We start from the raw sequence: 17,676 nt of genomic DNA on the forward strand, positions 1-17,676 counted from the left end.
CCGGGGACTTTTCCACTGTTTTCTATCACTGAAACCTTTAGACAGAAAAACCGGGCAGCACTAAAGCTGTCCGGTTGCTTACTCAATCTTCCATTGTCGAAAGGTCCCCGGCCGGCAGATCCAGTTCCCAGGCTTTCAGGACGCGGCGCATGATTTTCCCGCTCCGGGTTTTCGGCAGTTTTTCGCAAAACTCGATTTCCCGCGGCGCGGCATGGGCGGCCAGCCCTTTTTTCACAAATTGACGGATCTCTTCCTTCAGCTCATCTGACGGTTCGTATCCGTCCCTTAAAGCGATAAAGGCTTTAATGATTTCACCGCGGACCGGATCCGGCTTGCCGATGACACCGGCTTCCGCAACGGCCGGATGTTCGATCAGTTTGCTTTCCACTTCAAACGGCCCGACCCGCTCACCGGACGTCATGATAACATCGTCCACGCGGCCCTGGAACCAGAAATAGCCATCTTCATCCATATAAGCCGAGTCACCGGAAACGTACCAGCCGTTCGGGAAAAAGTAAGATTCATATTTTTGCGGGTTGTTCCAGATGGCGCGCATCATGGAAGGCCAGCCTTTTTTAATGGCGAGATTGCCCATCCGGTTCGGCGGAAGCGGGTTTCCCTGGTCATCAACAATGGCCGCTTCAATGCCAGGAAGCGGTTTTCCCATCGATCCCGGTTTGATATCCATGCAAGGATAGTTGCAGATCAGTTGTGCGCCGGTTTCCGTCATCCACCATGTATCATGGATGCGGAGTCCGAATACTTCATTGCCCCAGCGGATAACTTCCGGATTCAGCGGTTCACCGACACTTAAAATATGGCGCAAAGTCGAGAGGTCATATTGGTTAATGATTTCATTGCCGGCCCCCATCAGCATCCGGAACGAAGTCGGGGCGCTGTACCAAACAGTGACGCCGAACCGTTCAATCGTATTGTACCACGCTGCCGGGCTGAAGCGGCCGCCGACAACGACGTTTGTTGCGCCGTTTAACCATGGCGCAAACACGCCGTAAGAGGTCCCCGTTACCCATCCCGGGTCTGCTGTGCACCAGTAAATATCGTCTTCTTTTAAATCAAGCACCCATTTTCCCGTCTGGTAATGCTGGATCATGGCATTGTGGACATGGAGGACGCCTTTTGGCTTTCCGGTCGAACCGGACGTATAGTGGAGGATCAGCCCGTCTTCCCGGTCAACCCATTCGATTTCCAGTTTATCGGAAGCTGCGTTAAAATATTTCAGATAGTCTGCGTACTTTCCTTCTTCTTTGACATTTTCCCCGACAACAAAAATGGTTTCCAATGCCGGAAGTTGATCAGCCGGGACGCGCCCGACAAGGTCAGGGGTTGTCACAAGCACTTTCGCTTCACTGTCTTCAAGGCGGTCTTTTACGGCCCCTTCCATAAACGCTTCAAACAGCGGACCGACAATGGCGCCGAGCTTGATGGCGCCAAGCATGGCAAAATACAGTTCCGGCGAGCGCGGCATAAAGATGAAAACACGGTCACCTTTTTTGACGCCTGCTTTTTCTTTTAAAACATTTGCCGCCTTGTTTGTCAGCCTTTTCATTTCATAGTAAGTATATTTCTCGTTGCGTGAATCACTTAAATACATGAGCGCTACTTTATTTTTGCGGGAGCTTTCGGCGTGTTTGTCAATGGCTTCATACGCCAGATTGACACGCCCAGTTTCATACCATGAAAAATTTTTCTCGGCGTCTTTCCAGCTGAACGTTTTGCGGGCTTCTTCATAGTTTTTCAGATTGAAATCCCCTTGTACGGTTGGTAACGCTTCCAGTTGCATGTAATGTCCCCCTTTGTTTAGATTCACATATTTATTATATATGAAAACTGTTTTATTCACAATTTAAAACTTCTTTCCGCAAATGCCACCATTGTGAACAATTCTGGAATTTCCCTCTTTCCATATTGTTTTTGTTCTGTAAACATGAGATGATGAAATTGTGAAATGAACGGTCATTCATCATACGTTTTTCTTTTGATTTGTTCAAGGGATGGTGGAAAAATGGAACATAAGAAAACATACTACTCTATCGAATTGCCTACAAAAGCAGGGCCACTTGTGATTGAAGGGCCGGTTCCGGGGAAAAGGCTTGCGGAAATGGCATTCCATGAAGACTTAAAAGCTTTCCGCCCCGCGCCGAAACAGCATGCTGCCCTGATTGAAATTGCCGACCTGCCGGAGGGAAGGATCATTCTGGCACGCAGCGGCAATACAGTCGTCGGCTATGTCACGTTTCTTTTCCCGGACCCGCTCGAACGCTGGTCAGAGGGCCATATGGATAATCTTCTCGAACTTGGCGCGATCGAAGTCATTCCGAAATACCGGGGATGCGCTGTCGGCAAGCATTTGCTGAAAGTCTCCATGATGGACGACGCGATGGAAGATTACATTATTATTACAACCGAATATTACTGGCACTGGGATATGAAAGGGACCGGCCTGAACGTGTGGGAATACCGGAAGATGATGGAAAAAATGATGGCAGCAGGTGGCTTGAAATGGTTCGCAACGGATGATCCCGAAATTTGTTCACATCCGGCAAACTGCCTAATGGTGCGGATCGGAAAAAGAGTCGATCAGGAATCGATTGAAAAATTTGACCGGATCCGCTTTAAAAACCGGTATATGTACTAAAACTTCGGCAAAAAGGGGATGGGTAAAGATGATTGTGGAAGAAATCATGCAAAAAGACGTCAAGACGCTGTCACCCCGGCATACCGTACAAGACGCGCTAAAATTGATGCAGAAGGAGCAGATCCGCCATATCCCGCTACTCGATCAAAACGGCAAACTGTGCGGCGTCGTCACCGAACGGGACATCAAGGAAGTGGCGCCCAATCCGTTTTTCCCAGGCGAGCAGCTGGAAAAACTTTCGCTGCCGCTTGAAAAAATTATGAAAACGGACCTTTTGACAGGGCATCCGCTCGATTTTATCGAAGACATTGCCGCGCTCATGAATGACAACCGGATCGGCTGCCTGCCGATTCTTGAAAACGGGCAGCTGGTCGGAATTGTGACAGGGACCGATCTGCTTCAGACTTTTGTAGATCTGACCGGCGCAGGACATCCGAGTTCGCAGATTGAAATCCGCGCCCGCAACCGGACCGGCATCCTGCGCGATATCACCGAAATCATATACGAACATCATCTGAATATTTTAAGTGTGCTGATTTACCCCGACCGTAAAAATGAGGAAAACCGTGTGCTCGTGTTCCGGGTCAGCACGATGAACCCGGTGTCCCTCATTACGCATTTGAAGGAGGCCGGCTATGAAGTACTCTGGCCAAATATGCCGGGGATGCCGCGATGAAAGATGCTGTTTTCGTCTATTCCACCGATTTGCTGGCTTATCGTTTCCGCGATGACCACCCGTTTAACCAGATGCGGCTCCAATTGGTTAAAGAACTGCTCGAAGCGATCGGGGCTTTGAGTGGGGAGGATATTGTCAAACCACGGAAAGCTACTGATGAGGAACTGTTGCTCATCCATGACCCGTCATATGTGGAAGCCGTAAAACTGGCCGGGCATGGAAAACTTGATCCGGTCAAAGCAGAGAATTACGGGCTCGGGACAGAAGACACCCCCGTTTTCCCGAATATGCACGAAGCGAGCGCTTTAATCGCCGGCGGTACATTGCAGGCAGCCGAAGAAGTGATGTCGGGGAGGGCGCGGCATGCTCTGCACCTTGGCGGCGGGCTGCATCACGGATTCCGCGGCAAAGCTTCCGGATTTTGCATCTACAACGATACGGCAATTGCCATTAAATATTTGCGCAAACAATACGGCGCGCGCGTTCTTTATGTGGACACGGATGCCCACCACGGTGACGGCGTGCAGTGGGCTTTTTACGATGATGAAAATGTTTGTACGTTTTCCATCCACGAAACGGGCCGTTACCTTTTCCCTGGCACCGGCAATGTTAACGAATGGGGAACGGGAAAAGGATATGGCTATTCTTTCAATATTCCTTTGGATGCGTTTACAGAAGACGAATCATGGCTGGAATGTTATGCAAAAGCATTGGAAGAAATCGCAGCATACTTCAAGCCGGATGTACTGGTCACGCAAAACGGGGCGGATGCCCATTATTATGACCCGCTCACCCATTTGTCCGCGACGATGAACATTTACCGCGAAATTCCGAAACTGGCCCACAAAATGGCGCACGAATATTGTGAAGGCCGGTGGATTGCAACTGGCGGGGGCGGCTATGACATTTGGCGGGTCGTGCCGCGGGCCTGGTCGCTCATTTGGCTGGAAATGGCGGAAAGGGAAGGCGGAAGCGGAGAGATCCCTACTGCATGGCTTGAAAAATGGCAAAAAATCTCCCCCTACCCCCTGCCTGAAAGATGGGACGACCCGGTAGGTTTATACCGCCCGATCCCGCGCAAACCGGAAATTGAAGAAAAAAACCGGCTTGTGCTGAACCGGTTGCTGCAATTCATTAAACAGACAAAATAAAAAGCCGGCCCTGCCAGATCATTCTGGCAGCACCGGCCTTATTCATTCTATTCGTTTCAATGGTGAGCGTTACCGTTTACGCCCATGCTGCTTTTTTATTTTGTCGAATTCCGGTATTCCACACGGTGCGGCAGGATGACCTGGTTTTCCGTTACGGTTTCTTTGTTCATGTATTTCGTCAAAAGCCGCATTGAAACAGCACCGATATCATACAACGGCTGGACAACGGAAGTCAGCTGCGGGCGCACCATTTCAGCGAGACGCGTATTATCGGAAGAAACGACTTCCAGCTGTTCCGGAATGTTAACACCGGCATCAAGGGCGCCGTGGATTACGCCGAGTGCCATTTCATCGTTTCCGACAAACACGGCCGTAGGGGTCTTGTCCAATTCCTGAAGCCGTTGCCATGCTTCTATGCCGGAATCATATGTATAGTCCCCTTCCAGAACATAATCCTCATTGAATTCGATGCCCGCATTACGGAGCGCTTCTTTGTATCCTTCCAGGCGCAATTCGCGGTTGACCGCATCATGCAGCGGCCCGATTACCAATGCAATTTCCTTATGTCCCTTTTTGACAAATTCGCTGATCACTTCAATTGTCGCTTTTTTATAATCGATATTAACGGACGGAATTTTTCCCGTAGGTTCAATCGACCCGGCGAGTACGATCGGAACAGAAGATTTTTCAAATTCCTCAATATGCTCTTCCGTAATATTCCCGCTCATAAACACAATGCCGTCCACTTGTTTGCCGAGCATCGTGTTCAAAAGGCGCAGTTCCTTTTCCTTATTCTGGTCGGAATTGCTTAGAATAATATTGTATTTGTACATCGTTGCGATATCTTCAATCCCGCGGGCAAGTTCCGCATACAGCATATTCGACACATCCGGGATAATGACGCCTACGGTTGTCGTCTTTTTGCTGGCGAGGCCGCGTGCAACCGCATTCGGGCGATAGCCGAGCCGGTCGATCACTTCGAGCACTTTCTTCCTTGTTGTCGGTTTCACATTCGGGTTTCCGTTAACAACCCGCGACACCGTTGCCATGGAAACGTTGGCTTCACGGGCAACATCATAAATCGTAATGTTCATCTTTCAATCACTCTCCAATATACAAGTCCTGTTCATAGTTTTCACCATTCAGCCTGTCTTAAACATAGAAATGTAAGGCTTTTTCCTCTGGTGTATCGTACAAAAAAATGCCCAAACACGATCACGTTCGACACTTTTATCAGTTCATTAGACTTCTCATTATACCATATATGATAAGCCAGGCAAAAACTTCCTGCAAGGTTTGACACAAAATTGCCACATTCTTCACAAAGAATTTTAGGGGTAAAGACGACGTCTGGACGTTGGCGCCGCTTCTTTCGTGCCGTATGTAGCAACATGACAGCGGAATTTTGGCCAATTTGAGCTTTTGCTGGAATATTGCCCGCTTCCTTAGCCGTGGCTGCCTGAACTTTGGATGGATTCCTTTACTTAGAGCGCGTCTACGTTAAGAAAGCAAGCTAATATGAAGGCATTCCTTCACTTAGAACCCGTCTATGTTAAGAAGGCGCGAAAAACGATGGCATTCCTTTACCTAGAGACCGTCTACGTGAAGGAATTTCGCTTATTCAACAATCCCTAGTTTATCCGCCATTCGATGTTCTTGCGTTTAAAAATGACAGGACGACGCCACCACACGGCCGGAAAAATCCCCCACAAAGAAAAACCTTCTGCAAGGCAGAAGGCCGGATGCTGATCCTTATATTTTCGCCGGCAAAGCGGATTGGATTTCCTGATAAAATGCATCGAACTGTTTCAAATCCATTTGCTGAGCTGCGTCCGAAAGTGCGACTGCCGGATCCGGGTGCACTTCCGCCATGACACCGTCCGCTCCGATCGCAAACGCCGCTTTGGCAGCTGGAAGGAGCAAATCCCTTCTCCCTGTCGAATGGGTCACATCCACAAATACTGGCAAATGCGTTTCCTGTTTTAAAATCGGCACCGACGTAATATCGAGCGTATTGCGGGTCGCCCGTTCGTACGTCCGGATGCCCCGTTCGCAAAGTATAATCTGTCCGTTTCCTCTTGACATAATATATTCAGCGGCATTCATAAATTCTTCAATCGTTGCCGCGAGTCCGCGTTTTAAGAGAATCGGCTTTTGGATGGAACCTGCCGCTTTCAACAGCTCGAAATTCTGCATATTGCGCGCGCCGATTTGGATGACATCGAGGTAATCGACCGCTTTTTCGAGATCAGCAGGTGTCACGATTTCACTGATAACAGCGAGATCATATTCATCGGCAATCTGTTTTAAAATTTTCAGGCCTTCAAGTCCAAGCCCCTGAAAATCATACGGAGAGGTGCGCGGTTTGTAAGCGCCGCCGCGAAGCAGTTTCAGCCCCTTCGCTTTTACGGATGCCGCAACAGCCGCAACCTGGTCGTACGATTCAACCGAACACGGGCCGAATACAAAATACGGGTTGCCGTCGCCCACTTTTTCGCCTTTAATATCAACAATTGTATTTTCTGGCTGTTTCTTCCGCGAAACGAGCAATGCTTTCCGATGGTCATCTTCCTGCAGTTCAAGGGCCGCTTTAAAGATCTCTTTAAATAAATGTTCAATGGTAGACATTTCAAACGGGCCATCGTGATGTTCTTTAATGGCATTCAGCATTTCGCGTTCCCGGACTGGATCATAGCGGTTTACACCCTGAGCTTCTTTCAGTTTCCCGATTTCCTGGACGAGCTCACCCCGCTTGTTGATCAGCTCCAGCAGCTTTAAGTTTACTTCTTCAACTTCTTTCCGCAATTGTTCAAGCTCTCTGTTCCCCACGAACCTCTCATCCTCTCTGTCAATATCCTTATCTCATTTTGTTGCCGGCGTCTATTACCATAGAAGCTTACAAGTGATTAGCACTTATTATAATCGATTCTTTTTAAAAAGTCACGAAAAAATTCTTTATCGGATAAACGCTTTTATGTGATAAAGCAATACCCGTCCTGTTATAGTTTTATATGTTTTTCTCGGAAAAAGGTTCCCTCTTTCTTTTCGTTTTGCCAGTCGCCATGTCCATCCTGATCGTAATTGATTATGTCGCGAAAAACTTCAATTCATATTATACCGCTCCATCTGAAAAAAACGCACAAAGAGCGGCTGTCGTTTGGCGCGTATCATCCGTCTTGTTCTGTTTTCCCGTCTGAAAAGCACAAAAAAAGCGGCTGATATGCCGCTTTTTTTGCGCTTACTCACCAACCGATGAGGAACTGCCTGAATTTGAACTTTGTTGATTCACATTTTCCATATCCGTTTGTGCTTTATCTTTTGCCTGCTGCGCGGTCTGAACGGCGCTGTCTTTCAGCTGGCTGCCTTTCTGCACGGCAAAATCGCGGACTTGTTTTGTTTTTTCAGCAGCCTGCGAAGCGAGCTGGGTCCCTTTTTCGGTCGCAAATTCGCGCCAGCCGTCTGTTTTTCCTTTAATGGTTTCCACCTGGCCGCTTAAGTCTTCCCGAAGTTCTTTCCCCGATTTCGGCGCCAGCATAAGCGCTACTGCAGCACCGACAACACCACCGACAATTGCACCAGTCAAAAAATCTTTCGTGGACATTTGTTCTTCAGACATGTAAATTCCTCCTTCAGTTTATGAATTTCTTACCCGTTGGAGCAGCCTTTCATCATTGCGGGCCGGTTCTTCAAGAAGGTGTTTCGGGACAGGGTCTTTGGCATGGACAGGATGGGTTTCATTCGTGCCTGTGCCTGTACCTTTTTTACCCGACCATCTATCTTTTATTTCCTTCAGCGCAGCGCCCCATTGCACGGCCTGTGCAATTTTGTCCTGCCTTTTGCTGACGGCCGAAGCAATCGATGTTGTGACTTTACGCAGCGCCTGACTCAGTTGCTGGGCGGAAACACCGATATCTTCCACGGCATAGACGACACTGTTCAGCCTTTCCGATTTATGCTCGATGTCTTCAACCAACACATTCGTTTTTTCCAGTAATTTTGTTGATTCCTCTGTAATGCCGTGCATCTGCCCTTCAAGGCCCTTTACCGTATCCGACAAGTTGTCCAATGTTTTGCTTAATGATTTCAATGTCCTCGTCAGGGCGATGACCAGAATAAGGAATGCAACAGCAATCAGCGCCACGCTTAAATACAGGATGATTTTCATCTTTCGTTACCACCTCCATGTACAATAAAATTACCCCAAATCGCCTTCCTTAAACTATGGGGTTGAAATCTTTGCGGGTACCATCCTTATTTTCGCATAACGGCCGCCTTGTGCCAACAAAAATGGAAACATTTTCTGCTTGACAAATCTTATAACAAAAAAAGACATTGCCCGCCTGTTTTTCGGACAATGCCTTTGCCTTACCGGCTTACATGCTTTTGCAGCAATGTTTCGTATGCCTTTTGGTACTTTTGGATGTCCCCGGCACCCATAAAGAGAATGACACTGTTTTCAATGCCAAGAAGCGGGGACATGTCCTCTTCCTTGATAATTTGAGATCCGCTGACTTTTTCCTGCAAATCGTAAATAGAAAGCTTCCCGTGGTGTTCGCGCGCCGAGCCAAAAATATCGCACAGAAAAACCCGGTCTGCAAGGTTTAAGCTTTCCGCAAACTCTGTAAGAAATGCCTGCGTGCGGCTAAAAGTATGCGGCTGGAATACGGCGACAAGCTCTCTTTCCGGATATTTTTTCCGCGCGGCATCAATGGTTGCCTTGATCTCAGTCGGATGGTGGGCATAGTCATCAATGATGATTTGCGTGCCGATTTCTTTTTCCGTAAAGCGGCGTTTGACCCCGTGAAATGTTTTTAAATGCGTTTCAACCGCTTCTTTTTCGATGCCTTCGTATTGGCAGAGGGCGATGACCCCAAGCGCATTCAGCACGTTGTGGTTCCCGAAAGAGGGAATTTCGAACGTCCCATAAAAATTATTGCGGACCACCACATCGAATTTCGTTCCTTGCGGCTCCGTCACAATATTTCTTGCCTGAAAATCGTTGCCTTCTTCAAAGCCATAAAAAACAACCGGCACTTTCGCCTGGATTTTTTGCAGCTGCTCGTCGTCCCCGTAAGCGATGATGCCTTTTTTGACTTGCAGTGCCATTTCTTGAAAGGCGGAAAAGACATCGTCAATGTTCGCATAATAATCCGGATGGTCGAAGTCAATATTGGTCATAATCGCATAATCCGGATGGTAGGAAAGAAAGTGGCGCCGGTATTCACACGCCTCAAATACAAAATATTCCGCTCCCGGAACCCCTTTTCCCGTTCCGTCCCCGATCAAATAGGAAGTGGGCTTGATCTCATGCATGACATGGGCAAGCAGCCCGGTAGTCGATGTTTTACCGTGCGCGCCTGTTACAGCAACGCTCGTAAAATTTTTCAAAAACTCACCGAGAAATTTATGGTAACGGATCACAGGAATACCGCGTTTCATCGCTTCATCAATTTCTTCGTGCGTATCGGGAAAAGCATTGCCGGCAATCACCGTCAGGCCGGGGTGAATATTTTCCCGGTTGAAAGGCAGGATCTTAATGCCAGCATCTTCTAATGCCTGCTGGGTAAAAAAGCGCTTTTCCACGTCAGACCCCTGCACTTCGTATCCGATGTCATGCAGGATCTGTGCCAGTGCGCTCATGCCCGATCCTTTAATCCCTACGAAATGGTATACAGTCATAATAGAACCTCCAACACTGTCTATATGTATGCAGTATATGATAAAAACCCGCCATGTGCGATAAGGCATGTTTCCATAGCAGCTGTACAGGCTTTATACGGCTGCCTTCATGCCCATCATAAAAAATTCATACTCCATCATTATATCATTTCCAGGCAGCCGTGAACATGAAAAAACGGAATTTTGCCCGCAGCCCGCCGGAAGCCGGAAAGGGCAGCGCACATCCGCATTCCGCATGCCCTTTTTCCTCTATCCTTGCCAAAACAGCTGCCGGCTATAAGGAAAAACGATCACTCTCTGCTTTCTGCTTCCTGCATTTGCATAAATTCGCTTTTCGTTATTAAAACATCCCGCGGCTTGCTTCCTTTCGCCCCGGAAATAATCCCCTGCTGCTCCATCATATCAATCAGACGGGCGGCCCGGTTATAGCCGATCCGAAAATTGCGCTGCAAAAGTGACGTGGACGCCCCGCCCTGGTGAATGACAAATTCGCAGGCGTCGGGAAAAAGCTCGTCTTCTTCTTCGCCCGTTTCCGTTTGTCTCAGCAATTCTTCAGGCTGGAACAAATATTCCGGCTCTGCGGTTTCCCTTACAGATGACACAACATCGTCGATTTCACGGTCGCTCACAAAAGTGCCCTGCAGCCGGACCGGTTTGGAAGTGCCGTTTTCCAAAAACAGCATGTCCCCTTTGCCTAGCAGTTTTTCCGCCCCACTCATATCAATAATGGTGCGCGAATCGACATGTGAAGAGACGGAAAAAGCAATGCGCGTCGGGATATTGGCCTTGATTAAGCCGGTAATGACATCCACGCTCGGCCGCTGTGTCGCCAGAATCAGGTGAATCCCGCAGGCGCGCGCTTTTTGTGCAATCCGGCAGATGGCATCTTCGACATCCCCCGGTGAGGTCATCATTAAATCAGCGAGCTCATCGATGACAATGACAATATACGGCAGCTTTTCGGAAAACCTGCGGGTACGGACGGCCATTTCATTATAACGGTGAATATCGCGCACACTTTCATGGGCAAACAATTCATAACGCCTTTCCATTTCTTCAACCGCCCACTTTAATGCCGCTGTTGCCATTTTGACATCTGTAATGACAGGGCTGACGAGATGCGGAATTTGATTATATGGCGCAAGCTCCACCATTTTCGGGTCGATCAGGAGCAGTTTCAAATCCTGCGGCGCCGCTTTATACAGGAGCGAAACAAGCACCGAATTGATACAGACGCTTTTTCCCGATCCGGTGGCGCCTGCAATCAGCCCGTGCGGCATTTTTTGCAGGTCGGTTACAACCGGTTTCCCCGAAATATCCAGGCCCATCGCAACCGTCAACGGAGATTTGCTGTTTTGAAATACGGGATCACCGATGATCTCACGCAAACGGACAGGGCGGCTTTTCAAGTTCGGGATTTCAATGCCGACCGTATGCTTGCCCGGAATCGGCGCTTCGATCCTGATATCTTTCGCAGCGAGGCTTAATTTTAAGTCGTCGTTCAGATTGGTGATTTTATTGACTTTTACGCCCGGTTCAGGCTGGACTTCAAACCGGGTGACGGAAGGCCCCTGGCTTGCGTTTACCACTTTCGCGCGGACATTGAAATTTTCAAGTGCCTCATCCAGCGTATAGCTTTGTTCTTTGATCCACTCCTCATCCCGGGTCTGCTTCACCGGCGGCTCCAGCAACGAAAGCGGCGGGAAAGAAAACGGTTTTTCACCGCTGTTTTCGGCCGGATTTTCTTGTTCCGGCCGGGGACCCGGGGCCTCTTTCTTTTCTGTGATCCTCCGGCGGTCCTGTTTCAGCATCAGCACGTTAAACGGCAGATGCTTTCGCGGGCGTCTTTCCGTTTTTGTTGCTTCGCCGGATGACGGAGAAGTGCCCGCCATCTCCGTATGCCGCTGTTCCGGTTCATTTCCTGCATTTTTTTCGGTTTTTTCCGAAGCATATGCCGAAGGGGTTTCCGGCTCATTTGCAAGGTCCGCCATGCTTGCCTCTTGAGAAACGGCGGCATCCTCTTTTGACAATTCACTTGCCGGATTGAATCCCAGTGTTCCTGCGTTTTGCTGGTCTGGTTCATTTACCAGGATGGCTTCGGTTTTTTCCGAAGCATATGCCGAGGAAGCTTTTTCCGGTTCACTTGCAATGGCCGCCGTACTTGCTTCCGGAGAAACAGCCGCTGCATCCTCTTTTGGCAGCACACTTGCCGAATCGGATCCCGGCGTTTTCGCTTTTAGCTGTTCCGATTCATCTGCCGGGTTTGTGCCGGGTTCTTCCGGAGAAATGGCCGTGGCATTCCCTTTTTCCGGTTCGTTTGCCGGATCGGTTTCGGCTTTTTCCGGTTCACTTGCCGAAGCAGCTTTCTCTGTTTCCGGCTCATCTGCCAGGCTTATGCCGGATTTCTCCAGCATGCCTGCTGCTAAAGATTCCGGCGTGCCCATGCTATGTTGTTCTGGCTCCATGTTCTCCAAAGCGGATGCCGGAGTCTCTTCCGATTTTGCCGGGTCACTTGCCGGGTCGGATCCCAGTGTTCCTGCGTTTTGCTGGTCTGGTTCGTTTACCTGGATGGCTTCGGCTTTTTCCGAAGTATATGACGAAGAGGTTTCCAGTTCATTTGCAAGGTCCGCCGTACTTGCTTCCGGAGAAACGGCCGCCGCATCCTCTTTTGGCAGCACACTTGCCGGGCCGGATTCCGGCATTTCCGCTTTCGGCTGTTCCGATTCATCAGACGGAATTGTGCCGGTTTTCTCAAGCTTGTATGTCGCTTCGGCTTCATCTGCCGCACCTGGTGAATCTTCGCCGCGCCCTGTTTCCGTTTGGACAGGTTCGCCCTTTTCCGCCTGATCCGCTGTTGCGCGCCCGGCTTGATCTGCCGGTAAATCCATTTTTTTCTCTTCGAACAATTGATCCGCCATGCCGTGTTCAGGTGTTGTCAGGTTCCGTTCGCCGTCCGTGCCCGGATTTTCTGCAAAATCAAGCAATTGCTGCAGTTTCGCCATATCCAAGAGACGGATATCCTTTTTGTAATGATCTTCCAGCTCGTATTCCAACACTGTTGTTTCTTCCTGCGCAGAATCATTTGTCGGCCGTTTAAATCCAAAGACCGGGGACGGGATATCCGTCGGCCGGAAAGGATGGCCTTTTTGCACTTTTTCGCTCCGTTCAGACTGTGGCTCGGGACGATGTTTTTTTGCCCGTGGCCGCTGCTTTTCCGGTTTTTCAGCCGTCTTCCGGCGCGCCCCTTCCTGATCCGGAATTACAGGAAAACGAAACTGTTTTTTCGGATAATGATAAGCCACACGGGTATCTATTTTGTCCGGGCGTGCCTGGTAAAGCCCGGGTTGTTCCGGGGCCTCTTCGTGCACGTTTTCATCCTTAAAATATTTTGCCATTTTTTTAATCCAGCTCAAATTCATCACTCTTTCCTTTGCTCATGCGTCCGAAGAGCCTTTCAAAAATTCTTCTCACCTTCCATTATACAAAGGAAACACATGTTTTTCGAGGGATTTTTTAACACAGGCATGCCGGCATAAAAAAATCGGGGTTAGACACATTATGAGTGATACTATTTTTTTGAAGGAGGGAATGGATTGAAGATCGCAAAAGCATTGCTCGGCATCGGGCTTGCATCCGGGCTGTTGATGGGATGCGGAAACAATAACGGTGCTGGCGACAATAATGGCAACCGCAACAATGCACGGCCTGTACGCTATAACGACACAGCCGACAATAATGATGTGCGTTACAATAATGTCCGTTACAATACAGGAAGAACAAACGGCAATAATGGCGCTGATTTGACAAATAATACACGGGGTACACAAGGGATCAACAACGCCAATTTGACGAACAATAACGGCAACGGCAACAACAACAATAATAACAACAATAACGTCCGGGTGGCCAACCGTATTGCGCGCAGCATTGAGAATTTAAAAGAGGTAGCACAAGCGCGTGTCATCGCCACGAATGACAATGCTTATGTGGCTGTCTTACTGGAAAGGAACCAAAACAACGACAAACTTGACAAAAAACTGAAAAACAAAATTTCGAAAGTTGTCAAGCAAACCGATCCATCGATCAATGATGTGTACATTTCCGAAAATCCGGATTTCTTTGACCAGATGAGTGATTACGTCAATGACATCCGAAACGGCCGCCCGATTTCAGGATTTTTTAACCAGTTTAACGATATCATTCAGCGTGTCTTTCCGAACGGATCAAGATAAGCGAAAAAGGGCCGCATCCCGCGTGATGCAGCCCTTTTTTTGGCATCCGGCTTTTTATTCCGGCAGCGGAAATTCGCTTCCGACTTCGTATTGCCCGTCCAGCACAAGGATGCCTTTTTTCTGCGGTGCATTCGGGAGCCCGAGTTCACGCGCCGAGCAGATCATGCCGCTTGAAGCCACGCCGCGCAGCACGGCATTTTTGATGATCATCCCGTTCGGCATAACAGCGCCTGTTTTTGCAACCACAACTTTTTGCCCGGCTTCCACATTCGGCGCGCCGCAGACAATTTGCAATGTCTCAGCACCGGTGTCAACCTGGCAGATGCTTAAATGATCAGAATCCGGGTGCTTTTCCTTTTCTTTTACATACCCGACAACGAATTTCGGGGACAAGTCGGCGTCCAGTTTTTCATCGAACCCGTTTTCGGCGAGTATTCCGTTCAGCTTGTCGAGTAAAGCTTCCGTCAGTTTCACGGAGCCGCTTCCTTCAAACGCGCCGTACCGGGATGCTTCAAAAATATTGAACCCGGCTGTTTCTTTTGTCTTTTCATCATAAATGCGGGCAACCGTGCCTCTCTTTTCATAAGCGGCATGCTCCGCGTCTTTGATCATAACAATCAATGTATCGCCGATGCCTTCGCGGTTGTAAAAAACATTCATAAACGAAACGTACTCCTTTCAAGACTTCCGGTTTTTGCCCAAAATAAAGACCGGCTCCAATTCGCCGTCCTGATATAAAAATGAGAGGGCAGTAATCGGCACATGGCCGTTTGCAAAAAAATTCATCGCCATTTGCGCGATTATATCATAACCTGTTTCATTGCGGATGTCACCTATAATTAAAACATCCTGATGGGGAACAGCAAGAACCATTTCCCCTTCCGTTTTCTCGGACATTTCCTGCAATAACTTTTCATTTAAAATCCGGCTTGCATCATAGCCATCATTCGTGTTCAAGAAATAAAAATCATTCCCAGCGACAGTGTCTTTTTTCATTTTCGTGGAAAGCGACCGTAAATTAAACCGCGCCGTTTCCCGAATTTGTTCCGGGCTCCACTCTTCCCGCTCCAGCATTTGAAGATCGATCAACCGGTACGTATTCCCCAGATCAAGCGCGTAATAAATGCGCGTCTCGGCCGTGTGCGCATCGGTTAAAAACGGGATGCCTCCTGGAGCTTCTTCTGGAAAAGAAGTGGACCGGATCACAGGAAAAATACTTTTTTCCCGGCCATTAAGCGAATGGTTTTTCCCCATTACACCGAGCGCTGCTTCCGCATAATAGACAACTTCTTTAATCGCTTCTTCTTTTTGGGTAGCCCATTTGGCGGCAATCTCCGGCAGGGAAATATTGAGTCCCTGGTGTGTGTCTTCATTTTCGACCCGAAGTACATCTTTTTCACGGTCATAGGAAAAAATCCGTCCTTTTTTCTCCAGCCTTTTTTCCAGCTCCCGTCTTAATTGTTTCGTATCCATTTTCCGGTTGGCACCTCCTTTATCCCCCAGCTTAGGAAAAATCCCCCGTCCGCAAAGAGGGGGATTTCGGCCTGCTTTTTGTCTTTCCTGAAAATATGCGTATGCATTCGGATGGTGCCGCGTTCAATGCGGCTTGATCATCTATGATTCAGGCAAGGCTTTCGATAAATTTTTCGACTTCTTCTTTTGTTTTCCGGTCTTTGCTGACGAAACGGCCGATTTCCTTGCCGTCCCGGAATGCGACAAAACTCGGGATCCCGTATACATCAAGATCCGCACATAAATCCAAAAATTTATCGCGGTCAACATGGACAAAAGTATAATCGCTGTATTCTTTTTCAATTTCCGGCATAAACGGGTCTAAGAAGCGGCAGTCCGGGCACCAGTCCGCTGAGAACAAAAAAATATGTGTCCCGTTTTCTTTCAAGTTTTTAAAATCTTCCATTGATTGCAATTCCTGCATGGTTAAACCCTCCAGTTTCTGTGTCTTCTTTTTATTATACCGTAACGGCAGAGCTGTTTCATTTTTCATCACCCGGCTTTCCCGGTATAATGAAAATTAAGCAGTTTGCGGGAAATGGACTTTTTACATAAGGGGTAGACTTCATGACCATTTTAATTGTAGATGACCATAAAGTAAATTTATTTGTCATAGAAAAAACTTTAAAAAATGCCGGATATGATCAGTATGTATCTTTCACTTCGGCTAAAGGATTATTCGCTTATTTGCATCTAAATGAGGAACACGCGCCAAAACCGCCTGCCGACTGCATTTTGATGGATATTATGATGCCCGAAATCGATGGTATTGAAGCGTACCGGATGCTGCAGCAGTCACAGCGTTTTCGTGATATTCCCGTCATTTTCCTTACTGCGCTTGATGATGCCCGGAAGCTGGCGGAAGCACTGAACGCCGGGGGAATCGATTATATTACAAAGCCGATCAACAAAGTCGAGCTGATCGCCCGCCTTAAAGTAGCACTGCGCCTGAAAGAAGAGAAAGACTGGCATGCGGAACAGGAAAGGCATTTAAAAGACGAGCTCGATCTTGCAATGCAGGTTCAGCGCACACTTTTGAGCGAACCGATAAAAGAAAACTGTCTTTCCATTACATCTTCGTACAAACCGGCTCATCAACTGGCCGGTGATCTTTATTACTGGTATAAAATGGATGATCACCGTTACAGCCTCATGCTGCTCGATGTGATGGGGCACGGCATTTCGGCATCGCTCGTCTGCATGTTTATTTCTTCCAAATTAAGGGATTTAATGCAAAGCAAGGCAGACCCTGAAACGGTGATGCAGAAATTAAACGAACTGATGCTTTACCTGAATAAAAATGGCGGGTTGCAGCATTATTTTACAGCCATCTACCTTGTGCTCGACTGTGCCAGCAAAACGATCGAATATGTGAATGCCGGCCACCCGCCCGCTTTTGCCCTCGTGGATGAAAAGGAAGTCGTGCCGCTTTCGGAAGGCGGATGTGCTGTCGGCTTCTTCCCGCAATTGAAAGTGGAAAAGCAGGTGCTCCGTTACCATGAGAGCCTGCAACTCCTTTTATTTACAGATGGCGTAATGGAAGCACTCGATTCGGACAGCCACGACGGCTTGAAAATCCTGCAGCAGCTCGCTTCATCCACCTGGTCTCCGGAAAAGGCCGCTTCCCCCTTGGATACCGTCCTTGCCAAAGAACTGCAGGAACAACAGCCGGATGATATGTGTGTTGTGCTCGTGCAGGCAAAATAAGTGCTAGGGCTTACTAAGCGGGATATAGGGGTTGTCCGGTGAAAATACAGTAAAAAACGGCGA

Annotated in this window: 15 protein-coding genes; 5 read left to right on the forward strand and 10 right to left on the reverse strand. The window is 48.4% G+C overall.

Going from position 1 to position 17,676, the window contains the following annotated elements; genetic code table 11:
- Nucleotides 1-82: 82 nt before the first annotated feature.
- Nucleotides 83-1,801, reverse strand: a complete 1,719-nt coding sequence (gene acsA, locus NSS95_RS10540) for an acetate--CoA ligase (RefSeq protein ID WP_035189033.1) — start codon at nt 1,799-1,801, stop codon at nt 83-85.
- A gap of 222 nt (nt 1,802-2,023) precedes the next feature.
- Here acsA and NSS95_RS10545 point away from each other — a divergent pair, with 222 nt between their 5' ends.
- The 3 genes from NSS95_RS10545 to NSS95_RS10555 are packed head-to-tail and all read left to right on the forward strand — an operon-like array spanning nt 2,024 to nt 4,483.
- Nucleotides 2,024-2,656: a GNAT family N-acetyltransferase gene (locus tag NSS95_RS10545; RefSeq protein WP_017550269.1), complete on the forward strand. Its 633-nt coding sequence runs from the start codon at nt 2,024-2,026 to the stop codon at nt 2,654-2,656.
- Between the two features lie 28 nt (nt 2,657-2,684).
- The gene (locus tag NSS95_RS10550; RefSeq protein WP_017550268.1) at nt 2,685-3,332 is read left to right on the forward strand and encodes an acetoin utilization AcuB family protein; all 648 of its coding nucleotides are present in this window, start codon (nt 2,685-2,687) and stop codon (nt 3,330-3,332) included.
- Complete coding sequence (locus NSS95_RS10555; protein ID WP_014097697.1) at nt 3,329-4,483, forward strand: acetoin utilization protein AcuC; 1,155 nt, start codon at nt 3,329-3,331, stop codon at nt 4,481-4,483. Before NSS95_RS10550 ends, NSS95_RS10555 begins: the two co-directional genes overlap by 4 nt.
- 95 nt (nt 4,484-4,578) lie before the next feature.
- On the opposite strand, the gene ccpA is transcribed toward NSS95_RS10555, so the two are convergent.
- The 6 genes from ccpA to NSS95_RS10585 all read right to left on the reverse strand — a co-directional run bounded on the left by ccpA (nt 4,579) and on the right by NSS95_RS10585 (nt 13,581).
- On the reverse strand, nt 4,579-5,577 hold the full coding sequence (gene ccpA / locus NSS95_RS10560) for a catabolite control protein A (RefSeq protein ID WP_014097696.1): 999 nt from the start codon (nt 5,575-5,577) through the stop codon (nt 4,579-4,581).
- A gap of 658 nt (nt 5,578-6,235) precedes the next feature.
- Nucleotides 6,236-7,312 carry a bifunctional 3-deoxy-7-phosphoheptulonate synthase/chorismate mutase gene (locus NSS95_RS10565; protein ID WP_014097695.1) on the reverse strand — a complete coding sequence of 359 codons (1,077 nt, stop codon included), beginning with the start codon at nt 7,310-7,312 and terminating at the stop codon, nt 6,236-6,238.
- A gap of 409 nt (nt 7,313-7,721) precedes the next feature.
- The gene (locus NSS95_RS10570) at nt 7,722-8,099 is read right to left on the reverse strand and encodes a YtxH domain-containing protein (RefSeq protein WP_014097694.1); all 378 of its coding nucleotides are present in this window, start codon (nt 8,097-8,099) and stop codon (nt 7,722-7,724) included.
- Between the two features lie 18 nt (nt 8,100-8,117).
- A complete protein-coding gene (locus tag NSS95_RS10575) occupies nt 8,118-8,648 on the reverse strand; it encodes a DUF948 domain-containing protein (protein WP_035184300.1) in 531 nt (176 codons plus the stop codon).
- A gap of 200 nt (nt 8,649-8,848) precedes the next feature.
- Entirely contained in the window at nt 8,849-10,162 is a 1,314-nt protein-coding gene (gene murC, locus NSS95_RS10580; RefSeq protein ID WP_035184298.1) for a UDP-N-acetylmuramate--L-alanine ligase, read from the reverse strand.
- A 290-nt stretch (nt 10,163-10,452) separates the two neighbouring features.
- A complete protein-coding gene (locus tag NSS95_RS10585) occupies nt 10,453-13,581 on the reverse strand; it encodes a DNA translocase FtsK (protein WP_340713879.1) in 3,129 nt (1,042 codons plus the stop codon).
- A 174-nt stretch (nt 13,582-13,755) separates the two neighbouring features.
- On the opposite strand from NSS95_RS10585, the gene NSS95_RS10590 reads away from it, so the two are divergent.
- The gene (locus NSS95_RS10590; protein ID WP_014097690.1) at nt 13,756-14,394 is read left to right on the forward strand and encodes a YhcN/YlaJ family sporulation lipoprotein; all 639 of its coding nucleotides are present in this window, start codon (nt 13,756-13,758) and stop codon (nt 14,392-14,394) included.
- A gap of 54 nt (nt 14,395-14,448) precedes the next feature.
- On the opposite strand, the gene ytpR is transcribed toward NSS95_RS10590, so the two are convergent.
- From ytpR to NSS95_RS10605, 3 genes are all read right to left on the reverse strand, one after another.
- The gene (gene ytpR, locus NSS95_RS10595; protein ID WP_061577133.1) at nt 14,449-15,054 is read right to left on the reverse strand and encodes a YtpR family tRNA-binding protein; all 606 of its coding nucleotides are present in this window, start codon (nt 15,052-15,054) and stop codon (nt 14,449-14,451) included.
- A gap of 18 nt (nt 15,055-15,072) precedes the next feature.
- Nucleotides 15,073-15,867, reverse strand: coding sequence for a DUF1444 domain-containing protein (locus tag NSS95_RS10600; protein ID WP_017550264.1), 795 nt, complete (start codon nt 15,865-15,867; stop codon nt 15,073-15,075).
- Between the two features lie 148 nt (nt 15,868-16,015).
- Entirely contained in the window at nt 16,016-16,330 is a 315-nt protein-coding gene (locus NSS95_RS10605) for a thioredoxin family protein (RefSeq protein WP_014097687.1), read from the reverse strand.
- Between the two features lie 143 nt (nt 16,331-16,473).
- Between NSS95_RS10605 and NSS95_RS10610 the strand changes: the two genes are divergently transcribed.
- Nucleotides 16,474-17,613 carry a fused response regulator/phosphatase gene (locus tag NSS95_RS10610; RefSeq protein WP_260832012.1) on the forward strand — a complete coding sequence of 380 codons (1,140 nt, stop codon included), beginning with the start codon at nt 16,474-16,476 and terminating at the stop codon, nt 17,611-17,613.
- Nucleotides 17,614-17,676 lie beyond the last annotated feature (63 nt).

Source organism: Weizmannia sp. FSL K6-3076 (assembly GCF_038007245.1).
Classification (GTDB): domain Bacteria; phylum Bacillota; class Bacilli; order Bacillales; family Bacillaceae_C; genus Weizmannia; species Weizmannia faecalis.

Bases quoted from the DNA above. Each gene is read 5' to 3' on its own strand.
- NSS95_RS10605 (WP_014097687.1), bottom strand. From the start codon at position 16,330: ATGCAGGAATTGCAATCAATGGAAGATTTTAAAAACTTGAAAGAAAAC.
- NSS95_RS10555 (WP_014097697.1), top strand. From the start codon at position 3,329: ATGAAAGATGCTGTTTTCGTCTATTCCACCGATTTGCTGGCTTATCGT.
- ytpR (WP_061577133.1), bottom strand. From the start codon at position 15,054: ATGAATGTTTTTTACAACCGCGAAGGCATCGGCGATACATTGATTGTT.
- NSS95_RS10545 (WP_017550269.1), top strand. From the start codon at position 2,024: ATGGAACATAAGAAAACATACTACTCTATCGAATTGCCTACAAAAGCA.
- murC (WP_035184298.1), bottom strand. From the start codon at position 10,162: ATGACTGTATACCATTTCGTAGGGATTAAAGGATCGGGCATGAGCGCA.
- NSS95_RS10575 (WP_035184300.1), bottom strand. From the start codon at position 8,648: ATGAAAATCATCCTGTATTTAAGCGTGGCGCTGATTGCTGTTGCATTC.
- NSS95_RS10610 (WP_260832012.1), top strand. From the start codon at position 16,474: ATGACCATTTTAATTGTAGATGACCATAAAGTAAATTTATTTGTCATA.
- NSS95_RS10570 (WP_014097694.1), bottom strand. From the start codon at position 8,099: ATGTCTGAAGAACAAATGTCCACGAAAGATTTTTTGACTGGTGCAATT.
- acsA (WP_035189033.1), bottom strand. From the start codon at position 1,801: ATGCAACTGGAAGCGTTACCAACCGTACAAGGGGATTTCAATCTGAAA.
- NSS95_RS10600 (WP_017550264.1), bottom strand. From the start codon at position 15,867: ATGGATACGAAACAATTAAGACGGGAGCTGGAAAAAAGGCTGGAGAAA.
- ccpA (WP_014097696.1), bottom strand. From the start codon at position 5,577: ATGAACATTACGATTTATGATGTTGCCCGTGAAGCCAACGTTTCCATG.
- NSS95_RS10550 (WP_017550268.1), top strand. From the start codon at position 2,685: ATGATTGTGGAAGAAATCATGCAAAAAGACGTCAAGACGCTGTCACCC.
- NSS95_RS10585 (WP_340713879.1), bottom strand. From the start codon at position 13,581: ATGAATTTGAGCTGGATTAAAAAAATGGCAAAATATTTTAAGGATGAA.